A 16,260-nucleotide genomic window follows, 5' to 3' on the forward strand; every position below is an offset into this window, starting at 1 on the left:
TGCGATGATATCGCCCTCGAACCGGTAACATTTCGAGCACGTCGTCCCGAAATCACTTTGTACTCGGATACGGATCTTTCCTGTATGAACTACGAAATAACGTTCGCGGAGGAAGAAGACGCAGACGACATTCTCGATCTCTGGTACGAGTACTCCGACCAACTTTCGCGAATCGACGACCGATACACGCACAAAGAAGAAGCCGGCGAACAGTGGCGAAACTACTTCCTGAACCAGATGGTCAACTCCTCGAAGGCCGCGATCATCGTCGCGGATTCCGACGAGGCCGACGGACTGCTCGGCGTGATCGAGGTTCGGATCATGGGTTCACACCCGATCTTCCAGCTCAATCAACACGGGATGGTGTTCGGCCACCACGTCAGAGAGGAGTACCAGGGCAACGGCATCGAGGAGGCGCTGCTCGAGGCGGCCGAGCAGTGGTTCACCGACGAGAAGAACCTTCCGTTCTACCGGGTGAACGTTCTCGCACAGAACGACTACCTCAAAGACGTCTACGACGAGTACGGCCTGGAACGAATCGAGTACACGTACGAGGCGTCATTGTAGCATGACGGAGCACTCGATCGAGATACCGACCGAGGACGTCGAGTTCGAGATGCCCGAAAACAGCGACGAGAGCATCCTCGACGCCGCGGAGAAACACGGGCTGGATATGCCCTACCAGTGTCGGATGGGACACTGCGGAATCTGTGCGATGCACGCATCCGGAGAGGTTTCCCAGGAGGACGCGATGATGCTCACCCCGAGCGAGGAAGAAGAGGGGTACGTCCTGACCTGCGTCGCGACACCCCGGTCCGATCTCGAACTGCACCCCGAAGACACGCCCTGAGTCCACCCGTGTTACACACACTTAGTGTGTGTTAAACACCGATCGCCGGCTCCTCGATTTTCGCGGATCGCACGAAGGCGTCCGATCGAACCGACTGCTGACGGCTCGCCTGCACTCCGACCGTGTCTCTCCGACTCGCCGCGTACATCTCCCACCGAATCGAACGGATTTCGCCGACGGGACGGCCTCATCGCCAGGTTTAATGCTCGAGTGGACGATACTGCGGATATGTCCGACGTACAGTACACCGTTGACGACGGCGTTGCAGAACTCGTACTCGACCGACCGGACGCACGAAACGCGATGAACGCGGACGTCATCGACGCGCTCACCGAGCACGTCGAGGACGCCGCGGCGGACGACGACGTGCGCGTCCTCGTACTGCGGGCGAACGGCGACGTCTTCTGTGGCGGCGGCGACGTCAAGAAACTCGGATCGCTGCTCGACGACGACGTCACGCCGGTCGAACGCCGCGATTACATCGTCGAGGGCATCCACCGACCGATCCAGGCGCTCGTCGACGTCGAGAAGCCGGTCGTCTGTCGTCTTCAGGGCGACGCCATCGGTGCGGGTGCGAATCTCGCGCTCGCATGCGACATGATCGTCGCAGCCGAGGACGCGAAACTCATCGAGGGCTTCAAGAACGTCGGACTGGCGATCGACTGCGGCGGTTCGTACCTGCTGACGCGAAACACCAGCCTCTGCGTCGCGAAGGAACTCGTTATGACCGGCCGCCCCGTCGACGGAACGGAGGCCGAGAAACTGGGACTGGTGAACTACGCGGTTCCGGCCGACGAACTGGACGAGAAGGTATCCGAACTCGTCGACAGGCTGCGCGACGGCCCGACCCGCGCGCTCGGCCTCTCGAAGCGCCTGCTCCACGAGGGGGTCAACGCGTCGTTCGAGCAGGCCCTCGAGAACGAGGCCCGTGCCAACGCGATCCTCGGCGCGAGCGAGGATCACGCGGAAGGAATCGCGGCGTTCAGGGAAAAGCGAAGCGCCGAGTTCTCGGGAGAGTAACGCTCACCCGGTTTCGATTCGCAGCCGATCCGGGTGGACGTAGGACGCACCGGCATCGACCGCGAGCGTCGCGTCGACCTCCTCGTCGCCGACGTACAACACGTTACCGCACTCGACGCCGAGCGATTCGGCGACGGTTTCGAGCGTCCTGGGGTGGGGTTTGTGCTCGGGGATCGTATCGCGTCCGACGATCGCACCGACGTCGTCCCGGACGTCGAACCGTTCGAGCGCGATCTCCGCTGCGCGCTCGGCGTTGGCCGTACAGACGCCGACGGGACACGCGAGTTCGTCGACGACGGCGAGCGCCGGCAGAGCCGTCGCCGTCCGCGCGCCCGCCAGTTCGGCCTCGCGTAACAGCGACTCGAGGACCGTTTCGCGGCCGGTTTTCGCTGCCAGCTCGAAGACCGCCAGTCTGTCGTACGCCGAAAGGGGTTTTTCGAGCGCCGGCTCGAGGAGCGATTCGACCCGGCGGTGGACGGCCGACCAGTTGACGTCGAGCGTGACCAGCGTGTTGTCGAGGTCGAAGACGACCGCGTCGAACGCGTCCACCGCTCGTCCGTCGACGTCCGGCTCCGGTCCATCGCGATCCGCATCGCGTTCGCCGGTCGCCGCGGCGTGGGCGCAGCGGTCCGGTCTCGTGAGACGAACGGCGTCGCCGTCCTCGAGACCGAACAGGGACCGAACCCGGACCGGGGCGACGAGTTCCGTCTTCTCCTCGGGATAGTCCGGAACGAGTGGCCGGATCACCGCGGCTCGCATTCCACCGAGCCGACAGGATCGAGCAACGATGCCGGCGCAGTGATCGTCGCCGGGAACCGGATGCGTCTCGGACGGCAACGGATCGAGCGAGTCGACGTCGTTCAGATTCAGCGTCCCGGGATACGGACGGAAACCGAGCGCGTCCTCGAGGAGGTCGCTAGTGGCTGCGACGAACTCGCTCGCTCGTTTCTCTCCGCCCGTTATGCGTCCGTTCACCGGTAGTTCAGGGTCCATCGATCGCCGAGTCTATTCGAGCCGATACCCCACAGCCCGATCCGCCGATCAGACGAATCGGTCGTCGAAGACCTCGTCGCGCGAGAGCCGCCGATCCTCGCTGACGAGCCCCGTCGCCTCGAGGACGTCCAGCGACCGCTCGAGTTCCTCCTCGGTGATGTCGATTCCGTCCGGCCAGAGCTGTGCTTCCTTGACGATTTCGAACGACTGCTGGTGGGCATCGCGGTCGAAGTCCGGGTAGATCCCGCTGTCGAGGGCATCGTCGAGCACTTCGTCTTCGTCGCGCTCGTACAGTTCGCCGTGACCCTGTGCGAGGCAGTCGGCGATCTCCCCGTACACCTCCTCGTTTTCGTCGAGGTTCTCCTCGAGGGTCACCCACAGCCCGACCGTCTGCTGGTTGAGTTGCTCGTACTCGGTGGGGTGTGACAGCACCCGTCCGTACCCTTCCGCTTCGGCCTGGTACGCGCCGGAGTCGAAGACGGCGGCACCCTGCACCTCGCCGGCCTCGAGCGCCGAGAGGCGGTTCGTCGTTCCCAGGATGCTCCGGTAGTTGACGTCGTCGATCGAGCCGAGTTCCTCCCTGATGGCGATCTGTGCCGACGGCGTCGAGATCGAGTCCGGGTCGTGGATCGCGACGTCGCCGTCGCGGAGGTCCTCCCACTCTTCGATCTCCGGGGCGACGACCACCGGGAACACGTACTCGTTGATGTAGCCCGCAAAGCCTACGAGCGGGAATCCCTCCTCGATCGCGTTGATCAGCGACGAGAGTCCCATGTAGCCCATGTCCGCTTCGTCGGAGACGAACGCCGCGGCCATTCCGGTGAAGCCGGTGAACTGCTCGCGCGTGAGTTCGGTGTCGTGTCCCCTGTCCTCGAGCGCGTACTGTAATCCCGGGTGAGAGCTCATCTCCCACGTCGGCGCGTCGGGCGACGGCGTCCCGATGCGGATCGTATCTGGCATCTCGAGGTCGCCGTCGTCGGCTCCGTTGCCGTTGCCGTTTCCGGCTCCATTTCCGTTGCCGTTCCCGTTACCATTGCCCGTACAGCCAGCGAGGGCGATACCGACACCCGCTGCACCACCCGCTCTAATGAAAGTTCTTCGCCTCATTGCGATTCATCTCTATGTTCACCGTTGACGTATAAAAATATGCGGATCCGTCCCTGTACTACGTGTTCAGGATCTCGGCGAGAGCTACGTTCAGTATATCGTGGATCATCGACATTCCGGGCGTCCTGCTTCGACGAATACAGTTCGGCCCATCCGGCCGCATCGTCCCGACCGACGATTCGTCGCATCTGCGGTTCTCGAGCGGAACCGTCACGGGCTGTGTGACGAACTCAGCCCCTCCCACTCGTCTACTTCGACGTCGACCGAGAGCTGGGAGAGCGCTCTGGCGGTCGTCCGCGTGATCATGTCGTCCAGGTCCGTCGGTCCCTGGTAGAAGGAGGGAAACGGCGGAAAGACGATCGCACCCGCGTCGGTCACCTCGAGCATGTTTTTCAGGTGGATCCTGTTGAACGGCTTCTCTCGCGGCATGAGGACGAGCGGTCGCCGTTCCTTCAACGCGACGTCGGCGCTACGGGTGATGAGGTCGCCCGAACTGCCGTGGGCGATGTTCGACAGCGTCTTCATCGAACAGGGAGCGATCAGCATCCCCTCGGTTCGGAACGAACCGCTCGCCGTCTCGGCGCCGATGTTCTTGACGTCGTGGACGACGTCGGCGAGCTCGCTGACCTCGCTGACCTCGTAGTCGGCCTCCTGTGAGACGTTGATCTTTCCGGCGTCCGAGAGGATGAGGTGGACCTCGTACTCCGTCTCCCGAAGGAGCTGCAGGGCCCTGATTCCGTAGATCTGACCGGTCGCCCCGGTCATTCCGATGACGATACGTTGTGGCACGGGTAGAGATTCCGCCGGCACCTAATTATAACTTGTGACAGCGGAGTCGACGCCGGTTCCGAAAAACGGATCGCGTCGACGCTCGACTCGTCGGCCGAGATCGAACCTCGCGGTCGGCGAGGTTACATCGTCATGCTGAAATCGTCGCCGTCGCCGCTCTCGTCGCTCGTCGCTTCGTCGCTGTCGCCGTGACTGCCCGTTTCGCCGTAGAAGATCGGCAGACTCGGCGGTTCGTAGTCGAAGCCGAGTTCGTCCCAGCGGTCGACGACCTCCTCGTACATCTCCTCGCGGATGGCGGTCCGCGGCGGGAACTCGTCCATGTACTTGTGTTCTTTCGTCGCGTCGATGATGAGCTGGGAGCCGTACGGTCGCTCGTCGGCCGGGTTGCGCGAGGGATCGAGCGGCGTGCTCCAGGTGTCCGTCAGGAGGTCGGTGTGTCGCTCGGCGTCCCAGCGGGTCGCGAGCGCCCAGATGACCTGGTTGGTGTCCGCCGGGTTCACGTCGTCGTCGACGACGACGATGAACTTGCTGAAGTACGCGCCGCCGGGACACTGCGCGGCCAGCGTCGCCGCCTGCTTCGCGTGGCCGGCGTACTGCTGGTCGATCGAGACGACGGTCATCGCCATCCCGGACGCGCCGGCCGGGTGAGTGTAGACGCTCTCGACGCCCGGGAGACCGAGCGACTCGAGGTCGTTCCAGATTCGCGCGGATCGGCCGACGCTGTAGGTCAGGTTGATGTCACAGCCCGGGTAGTCCGCCATCAGCGCACAGGTCAGGATCGGATCGTCGCGGTAGTGAATCGCCTCGACGGTGTTCACCTCCGCGTCGTCCTCGGGACGGCCGTAGTAGCCGGTGAACTCCCCGAACGGCCCCTCCGTCTTCGTCTCGCCGGGGTACATCTTCCCCTCGACGGCGATCTCGGCGTTGGCCGGGATCGGTAGATCCGTGATCTCGCCCTCGACCATCTCGATCGGACTGCCGCGGACCCCGCCGGCGATCTCGAGCTCGGAGACGTCCTCGCCGAACGTCAGCTGGGACGCCAGGAACAGCTCGGGCTGGACGCCGTAGACGGCGACGACCTCGAGCGGCTCGCCCTTCGCCCACTGCTTCTGGAGGTGCAGGCGAAGGTCCTTTCCGGGCGAGGTGAACAGCCCGGTCTGGTTCTCGTTGTGGATCATCTGCCGGTACGTCCCCATGTTGAGTTCGCCCGTGTCGGGGTTTCGCGTGATCGTCAGGTCGGCGGTGCCGATGAACCGACCGCCGTCGCCCGGCCACATCTTCGGGACCGGGAACTGCCAGAGGTCGACGTCCTCGCCGGTGTCCGTGTTCTCGAAGATCGGCGCGTCGGCGGGATCGACCTGCGTCGGCTCCTCGCGGGCGGTGAGCTTCGAACGCGCCTTCTGGATCAGCTGTCGTTCATCGAGGCCTGGGTCTTCGTTCATCGTCACCGCGAGGCGCTCGGTGCTCGAGGAGAAGATGTTGAAGAGGACGCGATAGCCCTCCGGATAGTCCTTGATGTTCTCGAACAACAGCGCAGGTGCGCCCTCTTTCTTGTGGGAGACGTAGGTGATCGCACCCATCTCCTCGTCCCAGTCGACTTCCTCGCCGATCCGCTGCAGCGAACCGACCTCGTCGACCTGATCGATCCATTTTCGAAGGTCGCGGCTACCGTTTTCTCGTGCCATGCTGACGTGTAGTGGGTTATCTAGTGTGATATAGCTTTGGAATCCGGCGCTCGTCGTTTCGCCTCGGTGACGAAATCGCGACGACTCGGATGCTGTGACCGACGCGGTCGGCGGAAAAATGCGGCGACGGATTACGCGTCGTCCAGCTGTACGCGCTCTTCGACGATGGTGAAGACGACCGAGTCCGGATCGCTGAACTCCGCTGCGTCGCGCTGGACGCGTCCGAACTCCTCGGAGTCGAGTGCGGCGTACAGATCTTCTTCGGACTCGAACGCGAGTTCCGCGATCCCGTCGTGGGGCGAGTCCTCCGGGTTCGTCGCCGGACAGATGGCGTACCGCTTTAGGTTCGGGATCTCTTCGGCGACGGGTGCGTGTTCTTCCTCCCAGTACTCGACGAACTCCTCCTGTGAGAGGTCAGACGACCGCGAGAGCATGAACATTGCCTTGTACATGGACGGCTGTCGATTGAACGATCACTCACTTAATCGTTCGCGTTCCGCGCGTACTCGCCGTCGAATCGGTGCGTCGAATCGTCCGTGAATCGGGATGACGGAACCGAATCGGATCGACGATCCCGCGTGTTCGGCGAACCCCGACGAGCGCGGCGATTACCGCGGATCGACGTTGATGTTGACGTTTTTGACCTGCGTGTACTCGCGGATCGCCTCCGTACCCTGCTCGCGGCCGAATCCGCTCTGCTTGTAGCCGCCGAAGGGCGTCTGCGGGAACGTCACCGGGTACTCGTTGACGCTGACCATTCCGTACTCGAGGCGCTCTGCGGTGTCGTGGGCGACGTCGATGTTCTTGGTCCAGATGCCGGCCATCAGTCCGTACGGCGAGTCGTTCGCGATCTCGATCGCTTCCTCGCGGTCCGAGAAGGGAATCACGGACAGCACGGGGCCGAAAATCTCCTCGCGTGCGATCGTCATGTCGTTCGAGACGTCCGTGAACACCGTCGGCTCGACGTAGTAGCCGGTCTGTTTGTCGTCGGGCACGTCGCCCCCGCAGGCGAGGGTCGCTCCCTCCGAAACGCCCGTCTCGACGTACTCGAGGACGTCGTCGCGGTGGGATTCGTTGACGAGCGGCCCCATCCTGCCGTCGTCGTCGATACCGCTCCCGAGCGGTGTGCTTTCGGCCCGTTCGACGACACGGTCGACGACTTCGTCGTGGACCGACTCGTGGACGAGCAGTCGCGAACCAGCCCAGCACATCTGGCCGGCGTTCATGAAGATGCCGTAGTGACACCCCTTCGCCGCCGCCTCGAGGTCCGCGTCGGCGAAGACGACGTTCGGTCCCTTCCCGCCGAGTTCGAGCGTGATGCCGGAGACGTCCTCGGCGGCGTACTCCATGATCGACTTTCCGACGCCAGTGCTCCCGGTGAACGCGAGGTGGTCGACGTCCTCGTGGGTCGCGAGCGCCGTCCCAGCCTCCCGGCCCGAACCGGGAATCACGTTGAGAACCCCGTCGGGAAGGCCGACGCGCTCGGCGGCTTTCGCGTAGTACAGCGCCGTAAGCGGCGTCGTGCTCGAGGGTTTGAGGACGACGGTATTTCCGCACGCGAGCGCGGGTGCGACGCTGCGTCCAGCCAGCTGGAACGGGTAGTTCCAGGGCGAGATGTGGCCGGTGACGCCGAGCGGTTCGCGTCGCGTGTAGTCGATCCGCGAGCCGGGGACCGGGATCGTCTCGCCGTGGACCTTGTCGGTGAAGCCGGCGTAGTATCGGAAGGTGTCGATTACCATGTCGACGTCGAGGGTCGCCTCGAACGGCGTCTTTCCGTTGTCGTGGGACTCCACCAGGACGATCTCGTCTTTCAACTCCTCGATCTCGTCCGCCATCGCGGCGAGATACTGCCCTCGCTCTGCGGGATCGAGCGACCGCCACTCCGCGTCGCGCTCCGCCGCTCCGTCCGCCGCCGCGACCGCGTCGTCGACGTCCGACTCGCCGGCGCAAGCGACCGTCGCGTAGGTCGTTTCGGTCGCCGGATCGACCGTCTCGATCGTCTCGCCGTCGGCTGCGGAAACCCATTCCCCGTCGATAAACAACGCTGTTGGACCGTCGTACGTCATGTCGTCCGAGAAACGTCGTGGCGACGTCTTAACCCTTACCGTTCACCTCGAGACGATCGCGCTCGTCTCGGGGTGACCAGTTCCGTAGTAGCCTCGCGGAGAAGAGACGGGGCTGTGTGCGTTTTGCGAGTCGTTCGTCGAATCGACGAAACGACCGTCCGGTAATGGAATGTGGTTACGCAGTCGAACCCGGTACGCGTCTGCGAGGCGTCGTCGGGTTACAGGTTCGCGATGAAGTCGTGGACGCTCCGAGAAAGCTCCTCGGGCGCTTCCAGGTGCGCCATGTGTCCCGCACGCTGTAACACCGTCACCTGGGCGTCCGGAATCCGATCCGCCATGATGAACGAGGCGACGGGGGGTGTGACCACGTCGTTTTCGGCCGCGAGCAGCAGGGTCGGAACGGGGACGTCCTCGAGTTCCCCACGAAGGTTGGCGTTCATCAGTCCGCGCATCGAAGCGACGTAGCCGTCCGGATCGTTCTGCAGGATCAGATCGCGATAGAGCCCAGCGAGTTCGGGTCGGGTCTCACGAGTGTGCGTCGACAGGGACTCCTCGACCTCGGTATCCGCGTGCGCTTCCATGCCGTCGGCTTCGATCGCGTCGACGATCTCCTTCGTCTCCTCGACTTTCTCCTCCGGCATGCCGGGCCCGGCCGCGGCGAGCGACAGCGACGCGACGCGATCGGGGTGTTCGATCGCGTACTTCGTGGAGATGATGCTTCCGAGGGAGTGGCCGACGAAGTGAGCCGTCTCGACCTCGAGTTCGTCGAGGACACCATCGACGTCGTCGACCCACGTCTCGATGCTGTATGGTCCCTCGGGAACGTCGCTCCGGCCGCTTCCACGGAGGTCGAACCTGACGACCTGGTACGACGACGACAACGATCGTGCGACTCCTTCCCACGTGTTGAGCGTACTTCCCAGTCCGTGGACGAGCACGACGGTTCGACCGCGCCCCTCGACGCGACACTCCACTTCGATCCCGTTGGTTGTGATCCGCATACGTGCGCCAACGAGTGGTGTGGCCAAAAACGTACCGCTGACGGGACGTCGGGGCCGATGGGCGGCCTGTGCTCACCAGAAATTATAAACGGTCGCTCGCCAGATATGGAACAGATGGTCGAAAGCGCAGGCTCGGTTAGCCCGGTGACTCTGCCCACTTCGATGGGACCGAACGGGTCGGCTTTCGCGTACCGAACCGCCCCGATGGATTATCACCCCTCGAACGCTCGGCTGAGGAAATCGTTCGGTTCGGTCGTCCCGAAAGCGATTTGACCACTCTACGCAAGTACTACTCATGAACGAATACACGATTCGGCAAGCACGTCCGGAAGACGCAGACGACATTCTCGCTCTCTGGTACGAGTATTCGGAAACGCTCTCGACGGTCGACGACCGGTATCAGCACAAAGACGACGCCGGCGAGCAGTGGCGAAACTACTTCCTGGGCGGAATGATCGACAGCTCTCGGGCGACGGTACTCGTCGCGGACTCCGAGTCCGTCGACGGACTGCTCGGCGTCATCGAAGTTCGTGTCATGGGGGCGCACCCGATCTTTCAACTTTCCCAGCACGGGGCCGTCTTCGGCCACCACGTCGGTGCCGAGTACCAGGGTAACGGAATCGAAGAAGCGCTGCTCGAGGAAGCCGAACACTGGTTTTCCGAACAACACGATCTCCCGTTTTACCGTGTAAACGTCCTGACGGACAACGATTCGCTGGTCGACCTCTACGAGGAGTACGGACTCGAGAAGATCGAAACGACGTACGAAGCGGAGGGTAGTAGTCGATGACCGAGCACACCGTTCACTTCGTCAACGAGGACGTCACGTTCACGATGAGCGAAGAGTCGAACGATAGCATTCTCGACGCCGCCGAGAAACACGGGCTCGATCCGTCCTACCAGTGTCGGATGGGTCACTGCGGTATCTGTGCCGTTCGCATCGAAGGCGACGTCGAACAGGAGGACGCGATGATGCTTACCCCGAGCGAGAAAGAAGAGGGCTACGTTCTCACCTGCGTCGCGACGCCGCGGTCCGACCTCAAAGTCTACACCGACGAAACTCCGTAAACCGGACGTCGTTTTGCCGATCGCGTCTCGTATCGCTGAGATCCGACCCCCCTCGAGTATTCGAGGTCGACTCCCGTCTCGAGTTCCAACGATCGACGCCTCGGGGTCTCAAAATTCTCGGGTGGTCGAAGCCGATTTCCGCTCGAGCGTTCCGAGCGACCGTCTCGTGACGGAGTTACTCGTTTTCCAGCTTGTCGACGATGTCGTCTCTGAGATCCGTCTTCGAAATCTTGCCGACCTCCGTACGCGGCAGTTCCTCGACGACCTCGATCCGTTCGGGACGTTTGAACACGGCGATCCCCTGGTCTTCGAGGAACGATCCCATCTCCTCGACGGTGAGGTCGTCGTAGCCGTCGACGAGTTCGACGTACGCGCCGACGCGCTCGCCGAGTCTGTCGTCCGGAATGCCGATGACGGCGACGTTCTCGACCTTCTCGTGTTCGATGATCTCGTCCTCGAGGCCGGGCGCGTAGATGTTCTCCCCGCCGCGAATAATCGTGTCCTTGAGCCGGCCGTACACCTCGTAGTTGCCGTCTTCGTTCAACGCCAGGACGTCCTCCGTGTAGAACCAGCCGTCCTCGTCGAAGTTCTCTTCGTTTTCCTCCTCGTGACGGAGGTACCCCGTGAAGAATCCGGGCCCGCGAACCGACAGCTCCCCGGCGTCGCCCTGTGGAACCTCTTTTTCGCGCGACTCGTCGACGATTCGTACCTCGTCCGCGTGGGGGGCGATCGGCGTTCCGACGGTGTGGGCCTGGACGTCGACATCGTCCGCGGGTCGGGTGCAGATGAGCGGTCCTTCGGCCATGCCGAAGATGTTACAGAAGCCGATGTCCCACCGGTCGACGAACTCGTAGACCGCCTTCGGTCGCACCTTTTGGCCGCCGCTGACCAGCACCTCGAGGCTCGAGAGGTCGTACTCCTCGAGGTCTGGATGCTCGAGGATGTCGATCAGCTGGGTCGGGATCGGGAGCGAGTAGTTGCCGCCGTGGCGTTCGATCAGCGACATCAACGCGTCGGGTTTGAGCACCGGCTCGACGGCGATGGTCGCGCCGGCCCAGATCGCGGCCCCGATGACGCAGTTCAGCGAGGCGTTGTGTCCGATCGGTACGCTCGGGAACGCCACCCAGTCGGACTCGATGCCCGACACCTCCGCCATGTACTCCCACTGGAAGACGTAGTCGTTGTACGTTCGCGGAATGCCCTTCGGCATGCCGGTCGTCCCGCCCGAGAGCAACAGGACGCCGGGGTTGCACGGGTTGACCTCGATCTCGTCGAGGTCGACCGACGGGTCCGAGGCCAGTTCGCCGTCCCTGGCCGCGTCGAACGAGGTCCAGCCGTCCGGCAGCGTCTCCTCGTCGTCGACGATGGCGAAGCTGTGCGTGAGGTCGTCGAAATCGTCGCGGACGTCGTCGAGCAGCGAGACGTGATCGAACCCGGTCCGATACCGATCGCCGGCGGCGAACACCGCCTTCGCCTCGGTCAACTCGAGGACGTGTCGCGCCTCGGCCTCGCGGTGGCGCGGCAGGAGCATCACGGGGATAACGCCGATCCGCGAACAGGCGAAAAACGCCTCGAGGAACTCCGAGCTGTTGGGAAGCTGGAAGACGACGAAGTCGTTTCGCTCGAGGCCCGCCTCCTCGGCGAGATACGTCGCGAGTCCGCGCGAGTTTTCGACGAGTTCGGCGTAGCTCAGCTCCCGGTGCGGACCGACGACCGCCGTCCGCTCAGGCGCGTCGTCCGCGACGCGATCGAGCACGTCGTGGAACGTCAGGTTTCGCCAGTACCCGTCCTCGACGTACTCCTGACAGCGATCGTCCGGGAACGGGACGTACCCCTCGATGTCGGTGGTCGGTGTGCAAGCGCTCTCTTGCATATACGTGTACGAATGCGCGTTTACCATTATAAACCTAAGCAAATCCGTCGCCGATTCGAACGGCGACGTCGATCGTCCGAGCGCGCACGGCTATCGCCAATCGTGGGGGGTTCGTTCCATCGAGGAGTACAGGAACATCGCGCTCCGGAGGACGCGAGGGTCGATCTCGCAGCGGGTGATGACGTCGTCGTCCTCGTCGTACTCGAAGTGCAACATGTCGGTGTCTGCCATCGCCTCGAGGAACATCTCGTCGATGTCGAGCGGCTGGGAGATGTCGATCTGGGTCTCCTCGGTGATGCGCTTGTGGGCGTCCTCCGACGCCGATTCGGGCGGCTGTGCGTCCGTCATTCGTCCATCGTCCTCTCGTATCGCGTCCGCAGCATGTTCTCGATCCGTTCGCGCTTCGTCTCGGTGATCTCCCGGAGCACGGGGATGTCCTCCGGCGTCGAGAAGCGTTCGACGATCATGCGCCCGACGTGGACGTGGTCGTCTTCGTCGTTGGCGATCTCTCGCATCTGATCCGCCGCGTTGGGGTACGACGGCTCCATGTACTCGGCCATCCGGTGGAGCGTGTGGACGGCGATGATCTCGGTGGAACACTGCATTCCGACCGCCGAGTACTGCGGTCCCTCGTAGTCGGGGGCCATCGCCGCCTGGTGCTGGGCGACGAGCGCCTCGGCGACGTCCTCGTCCAGCCACTGGTCCCACTGCGCGAAGTCCATGTCGACGCCGAAGCGCCGAGAGATGTTCGCGAGCGTGTTCGCGTGTTTGATCTCGTCGCGGATCTGCTCGGAGAGGCCGACGATGATGTCGCGGTCGCGGTAGTACGGATCGCCCTGCTCGAACACGTAGTGCATCTGTCTCGCGGGGATCATCGCCCCGTTGAACCACTCGCGCCAGGCCAGGTCGGGAACGACCTGGTGGACGACCGCCTCCGGACCGCCGATCTCGTCGAAGTACTCGTCGGAGTAGTACTTCTCGACGAGTTCGCCCATCTCGTTTCGGAACTCCGCCGTCGTCTCGTTCAGAAACGTGACGGCTTCCTGTGATTGTGTGTCAGACATACACAAGACGGTACACTCCGAGCGGATAAAGAATTTTTGATGGAGACGGCCCGAATCGCGTTCGAAACCGCCGCTGGCGTTCCTAACCGGGCGTTCTGCCGAACGGATTCGGGTCGACTCGGCGGACCCCTGGACGGACGGCCATCGGACTCGAGTCGCCGCGGCGGGACGGCGAGGATATATTACCCCCTGGACGCCTCGTTCATCCATGGCATCCACAGCCGACAGGACCGCGGTCGTCACCGGCGGATCGAGCGGAATCGGTCGTGAGATATCGAAACGCCTCGCAGCGGACGGCGCACACGTCGTCGTGGTCGACGTCGCCGACGGCTCGGCAACCGTCGACGCGATAACTGACGCCGGGGGCTCGGCGGAGTACCGCTCCGGCGACGTGACCGACGCCGCGAGCATGGAGGCGGCGATGGACGGCCTCGAAATCGCGACCCTCGTCAACAATGCGGCGTACTACGCGCCGCTCGTGGACGACAAAAAGCGATTCGACGAGATCGACGAGGACGAGTGGAACGACGTGCTGGCGGTCAACGTCACCGGAACCTTTCTGGCGAGCAAGGCGGCCTTGCCGCGACTCGAACCCGGCTCGAGCGTCGTCAATATTTCCTCGGCGACGGTCCACACCGGCGTTCCCGGATTTCTCCACTACGTCGCCTCGAAAGCGGCGATCGTCGGCATGACGCGCGCCATGGCGACCGAACTCGGCGCCGTTCCGGTCCGGGTGAACGCGATCACGCCCGGGTTCACCTGGTCCGAAGCCTCCCAGCAGGCCGGCGACGAGTACCTGGAACAGCTCCGGGCGAGACAGACGATCGAGGAGACGATCGAACCGGAACACATCGCCGACGCGGTCGCGTTTCTCGCGAGCGACGACAGCGAGCGCGTCACCGGCCAGGTGCTCAACGTGGACGGAGGCGTCACCTACTACTGAGGCGGTCTCTCGTACCGGGTTACCGGTGGAACCGCAACCCGTCTGCGGTCCCACCAGCACTGACCTACAGTAGTCCGTACGAGTGCGTTGTCGTCACCGTTTTCCGGTGCGATCGCAGATCGACCACGGTCGCACCGGAACTGACCTCCAGCGGCCCGACCGCCGGCACGTCGGCGCTCGAGGGTTCGAGACACGCGAGCCACGGTCGTCCGCGAAGCGAACATATATACTCCAGATGCCGTTATCCCGTACCATGGAGCCCGACGTCGACCAGCACTACGAGGCGTACGTGAACGGATCGTGGATAGAGGGAATCGGGACCGTCTCGGTGGTCGATCCCGCGACGGAAGACGAACTCGCGACGGTCGTCGAAGGCGGCGAACCCGCGATGAACGCGGCGATCGAGGCGGCGTCCGCGTCGCTCGAGGGGTGGCGGGGGATCGACGCCACCGAACGCGGTCGAACGCTTCGGTCGGTCGTCGACGCGCTCCGTGCGGAGTCCGATCGCCTCGCGCGCATCGAGACGGCGGAAGTCGGTCGGCCGCTTCGGGAATCTCGCGGCATCGTCACCGACGCGATCGATTACTTCGAGTACTACGCCGGCATGGCGGACAAGATCGAGGGCGAGACGATTCCCGTTCCGGGCGATCGGCTGGATTACACGCGCCGCGAACCGCTCGGCGTCACCGGCCACGTCATCCCGTGGAACGCACCGTCGATCCTCGCGGCCCGATCGATCGCACCGGCGCTCGCGGCCGGCAACACCGTCGTCGCCAAACCCGCGCCGGAAGCGCCGATCGCGCTGCTCGAACTCGCCCGCATCGCGACGGACGCCGGGCTCCCACCGGGCGTGCTGAACATGGTTCCCGGCGACGGACCGCGCACCGGCGAGGCGTTGACGCTCGACGACCGCGTCGACAAGCTGGTGTTTACGGGCTCGAAGGCCGTGGGCAAGCACGTCATGAAAATGGCCGCGGACAACGTGACGCCGGTCGGGCTCGAACTCGGGGGCAACAACCCGTGTCTGGTTTTCCCCGACGCGTCGCTGGATGGCGTCGTCGACGACCTGCTGAAAGCGTACATCAACGCCGGGCAGGTCTGTTTCGCCCCGCGGCGAGTGTTCGTCCACGAGTCGATCTCCGACGACCTCGTGGATCGGCTCGTTTCTCGCGTCTCCGAGATGACGGTCGGTCCAGGCGTCGAGAACCCCGACGTGGGACCGCTCATCCACGAGGAGGCGCGCCGGTCGGTCGCCGACGCGGTCGCCGAGGCCGTCGACGACGGCGCTCGCCTGTTGACCGGTGGCGAACGGCCGCGCGACGAAGGCTACTTCTACGCGCCCACGGTCCTCGACGGGGTAGACGACGACGCGCGGCTTGCCTGCGAGGAGGTGTTCGGGCCGGTACTTTCGGCGTTCGAGTTCTCGGACGAAGCGTCGGCCGTCGAACGTGCCAACGACACCGAGTTCGGCCTCTACGCCGCCGTCTACACGAGCACGCTCGAGCGCGCTCACCGCGTCGCGAACGAACTCGAGGCCGGCAGCATCGCGATCAACGGCTACCCGGCGACGTTTCCGCAGGCCCCGTTCGGCGGGTACAAAGAGAGTGGACTGGGTCGCGAAAAGGGCCAGCAGGCGATCGATCACTACACGCAACTGAAGAACGTCACGGTCACGCTCGGCGACGCGCCAGGTGCCGGCTTCGAGAAGTCGCGCGAGTGATCCCTCGGAAGACCGGACTCATCTCGACCCAATTGCGAACTTCTAGCCGCGTTTGCAGTTCCTCGAGGGGAAATCTTTAAC

At 63.8% G+C, this 16,260-nt stretch carries 17 protein-coding genes; 7 read left to right on the forward strand and 10 right to left on the reverse strand.

Annotated features, from left to right (window positions below; translation table 11 throughout):
- Positions 1 to 84: 84 nt before the first annotated feature.
- The 3 genes from EA472_RS03060 to EA472_RS03070 all read left to right on the forward strand — a co-directional run bounded on the left by EA472_RS03060 (position 85) and on the right by EA472_RS03070 (position 1,870).
- Positions 85 to 567 (forward strand): GNAT family N-acetyltransferase, encoded by a 483-nt coding sequence (locus EA472_RS03060; protein ID WP_124190040.1) that lies wholly within the window; start codon positions 85 to 87, stop codon positions 565 to 567.
- 1 nt (position 568) lies between these two features.
- Positions 569 to 850, forward strand: coding sequence for a 2Fe-2S iron-sulfur cluster-binding protein (locus tag EA472_RS03065; RefSeq protein WP_124190041.1), 282 nt, complete (start codon positions 569 to 571; stop codon positions 848 to 850).
- A 228-nt stretch (positions 851 to 1,078) separates the two neighbouring features.
- A complete protein-coding gene (locus EA472_RS03070; protein ID WP_124190042.1) occupies positions 1,079 to 1,870 on the forward strand; it encodes an enoyl-CoA hydratase/isomerase family protein in 792 nt (263 codons plus the stop codon).
- A 3-nt stretch (positions 1,871 to 1,873) separates the two neighbouring features.
- On the opposite strand, the gene EA472_RS03075 is transcribed toward EA472_RS03070, so the two are convergent.
- From EA472_RS03075 to EA472_RS03105, 7 genes are all read right to left on the reverse strand, one after another.
- The gene (locus tag EA472_RS03075) at positions 1,874 to 2,845 is read right to left on the reverse strand and encodes a DUF120 domain-containing protein (RefSeq protein WP_165874800.1); all 972 of its coding nucleotides are present in this window, start codon (positions 2,843 to 2,845) and stop codon (positions 1,874 to 1,876) included.
- Positions 2,846 to 2,911: 66 nt separating this feature from the next.
- A complete protein-coding gene (locus tag EA472_RS03080) occupies positions 2,912 to 3,970 on the reverse strand; it encodes an ABC transporter substrate-binding protein (protein ID WP_124190044.1) in 1,059 nt (352 codons plus the stop codon).
- A 210-nt stretch (positions 3,971 to 4,180) separates the two neighbouring features.
- Positions 4,181 to 4,759: a UbiX family flavin prenyltransferase gene (locus EA472_RS03085; protein ID WP_124190045.1), complete on the reverse strand. Its 579-nt coding sequence runs from the start codon at positions 4,757 to 4,759 to the stop codon at positions 4,181 to 4,183.
- A 122-nt stretch (positions 4,760 to 4,881) separates the two neighbouring features.
- Positions 4,882 to 6,444 carry a UbiD family decarboxylase gene (locus tag EA472_RS03090; RefSeq protein WP_124190046.1) on the reverse strand — a complete coding sequence of 521 codons (1,563 nt, stop codon included), beginning with the start codon at positions 6,442 to 6,444 and terminating at the stop codon, positions 4,882 to 4,884.
- A 131-nt stretch (positions 6,445 to 6,575) separates the two neighbouring features.
- A complete protein-coding gene (locus tag EA472_RS03095; protein ID WP_124190047.1) occupies positions 6,576 to 6,896 on the reverse strand; it encodes an EthD family reductase in 321 nt (106 codons plus the stop codon).
- A gap of 156 nt (positions 6,897 to 7,052) precedes the next feature.
- Complete coding sequence (locus EA472_RS03100; protein ID WP_124190048.1) at positions 7,053 to 8,510, reverse strand: aldehyde dehydrogenase family protein; 1,458 nt, start codon at positions 8,508 to 8,510, stop codon at positions 7,053 to 7,055.
- Positions 8,511 to 8,728: 218 nt separating this feature from the next.
- Positions 8,729 to 9,511, reverse strand: coding sequence for an alpha/beta fold hydrolase (locus tag EA472_RS03105; protein WP_124190049.1), 783 nt, complete (start codon positions 9,509 to 9,511; stop codon positions 8,729 to 8,731).
- Positions 9,512 to 9,806: 295 nt separating this feature from the next.
- On the opposite strand from EA472_RS03105, the gene EA472_RS03110 reads away from it, so the two are divergent.
- Both EA472_RS03110 and EA472_RS03115 read left to right on the forward strand, forming a co-directional pair.
- The gene (locus tag EA472_RS03110; RefSeq protein WP_124190050.1) at positions 9,807 to 10,301 is read left to right on the forward strand and encodes a GNAT family N-acetyltransferase; all 495 of its coding nucleotides are present in this window, start codon (positions 9,807 to 9,809) and stop codon (positions 10,299 to 10,301) included.
- On the forward strand, positions 10,298 to 10,579 hold the full coding sequence (locus EA472_RS03115; protein WP_124190051.1) for a 2Fe-2S iron-sulfur cluster-binding protein: 282 nt from the start codon (positions 10,298 to 10,300) through the stop codon (positions 10,577 to 10,579). Before EA472_RS03110 ends, EA472_RS03115 begins: the two co-directional genes overlap by 4 nt.
- 175 nt (positions 10,580 to 10,754) lie before the next feature.
- Here the strand turns inward: EA472_RS03115 and EA472_RS03120 are convergent, their stop codons facing one another.
- The 3 genes from EA472_RS03120 to EA472_RS03130 all read right to left on the reverse strand — a co-directional run bounded on the left by EA472_RS03120 (position 10,755) and on the right by EA472_RS03130 (position 13,516).
- Complete coding sequence (locus EA472_RS03120; RefSeq protein ID WP_165874801.1) at positions 10,755 to 12,452, reverse strand: AMP-binding protein; 1,698 nt, start codon at positions 12,450 to 12,452, stop codon at positions 10,755 to 10,757.
- Between the two features lie 90 nt (positions 12,453 to 12,542).
- A complete protein-coding gene (locus EA472_RS03125; RefSeq protein ID WP_124190053.1) occupies positions 12,543 to 12,800 on the reverse strand; it encodes a hypothetical protein in 258 nt (85 codons plus the stop codon).
- On the reverse strand, positions 12,797 to 13,516 hold the full coding sequence (locus EA472_RS03130; RefSeq protein ID WP_124190054.1) for a hypothetical protein: 720 nt from the start codon (positions 13,514 to 13,516) through the stop codon (positions 12,797 to 12,799). Before EA472_RS03130 ends, EA472_RS03125 begins: the two co-directional genes overlap by 4 nt.
- Before the next feature lie 208 nt (positions 13,517 to 13,724).
- On the opposite strand from EA472_RS03130, the gene EA472_RS03135 reads away from it, so the two are divergent.
- Both EA472_RS03135 and EA472_RS03140 read left to right on the forward strand, forming a co-directional pair.
- Positions 13,725 to 14,459, forward strand: coding sequence for an SDR family NAD(P)-dependent oxidoreductase (locus tag EA472_RS03135; protein ID WP_124190055.1), 735 nt, complete (start codon positions 13,725 to 13,727; stop codon positions 14,457 to 14,459).
- A 253-nt stretch (positions 14,460 to 14,712) separates the two neighbouring features.
- Complete coding sequence (locus EA472_RS03140; protein ID WP_124190056.1) at positions 14,713 to 16,179, forward strand: aldehyde dehydrogenase family protein; 1,467 nt, start codon at positions 14,713 to 14,715, stop codon at positions 16,177 to 16,179.
- Positions 16,180 to 16,260: the final 81 nt, after the last annotated feature.

Source organism: Natrarchaeobius oligotrophus (assembly GCF_003841465.1).
GTDB classification, from domain to species: Archaea; Halobacteriota; Halobacteria; order Halobacteriales; family Natrialbaceae; genus Natrarchaeobius; species Natrarchaeobius oligotrophus.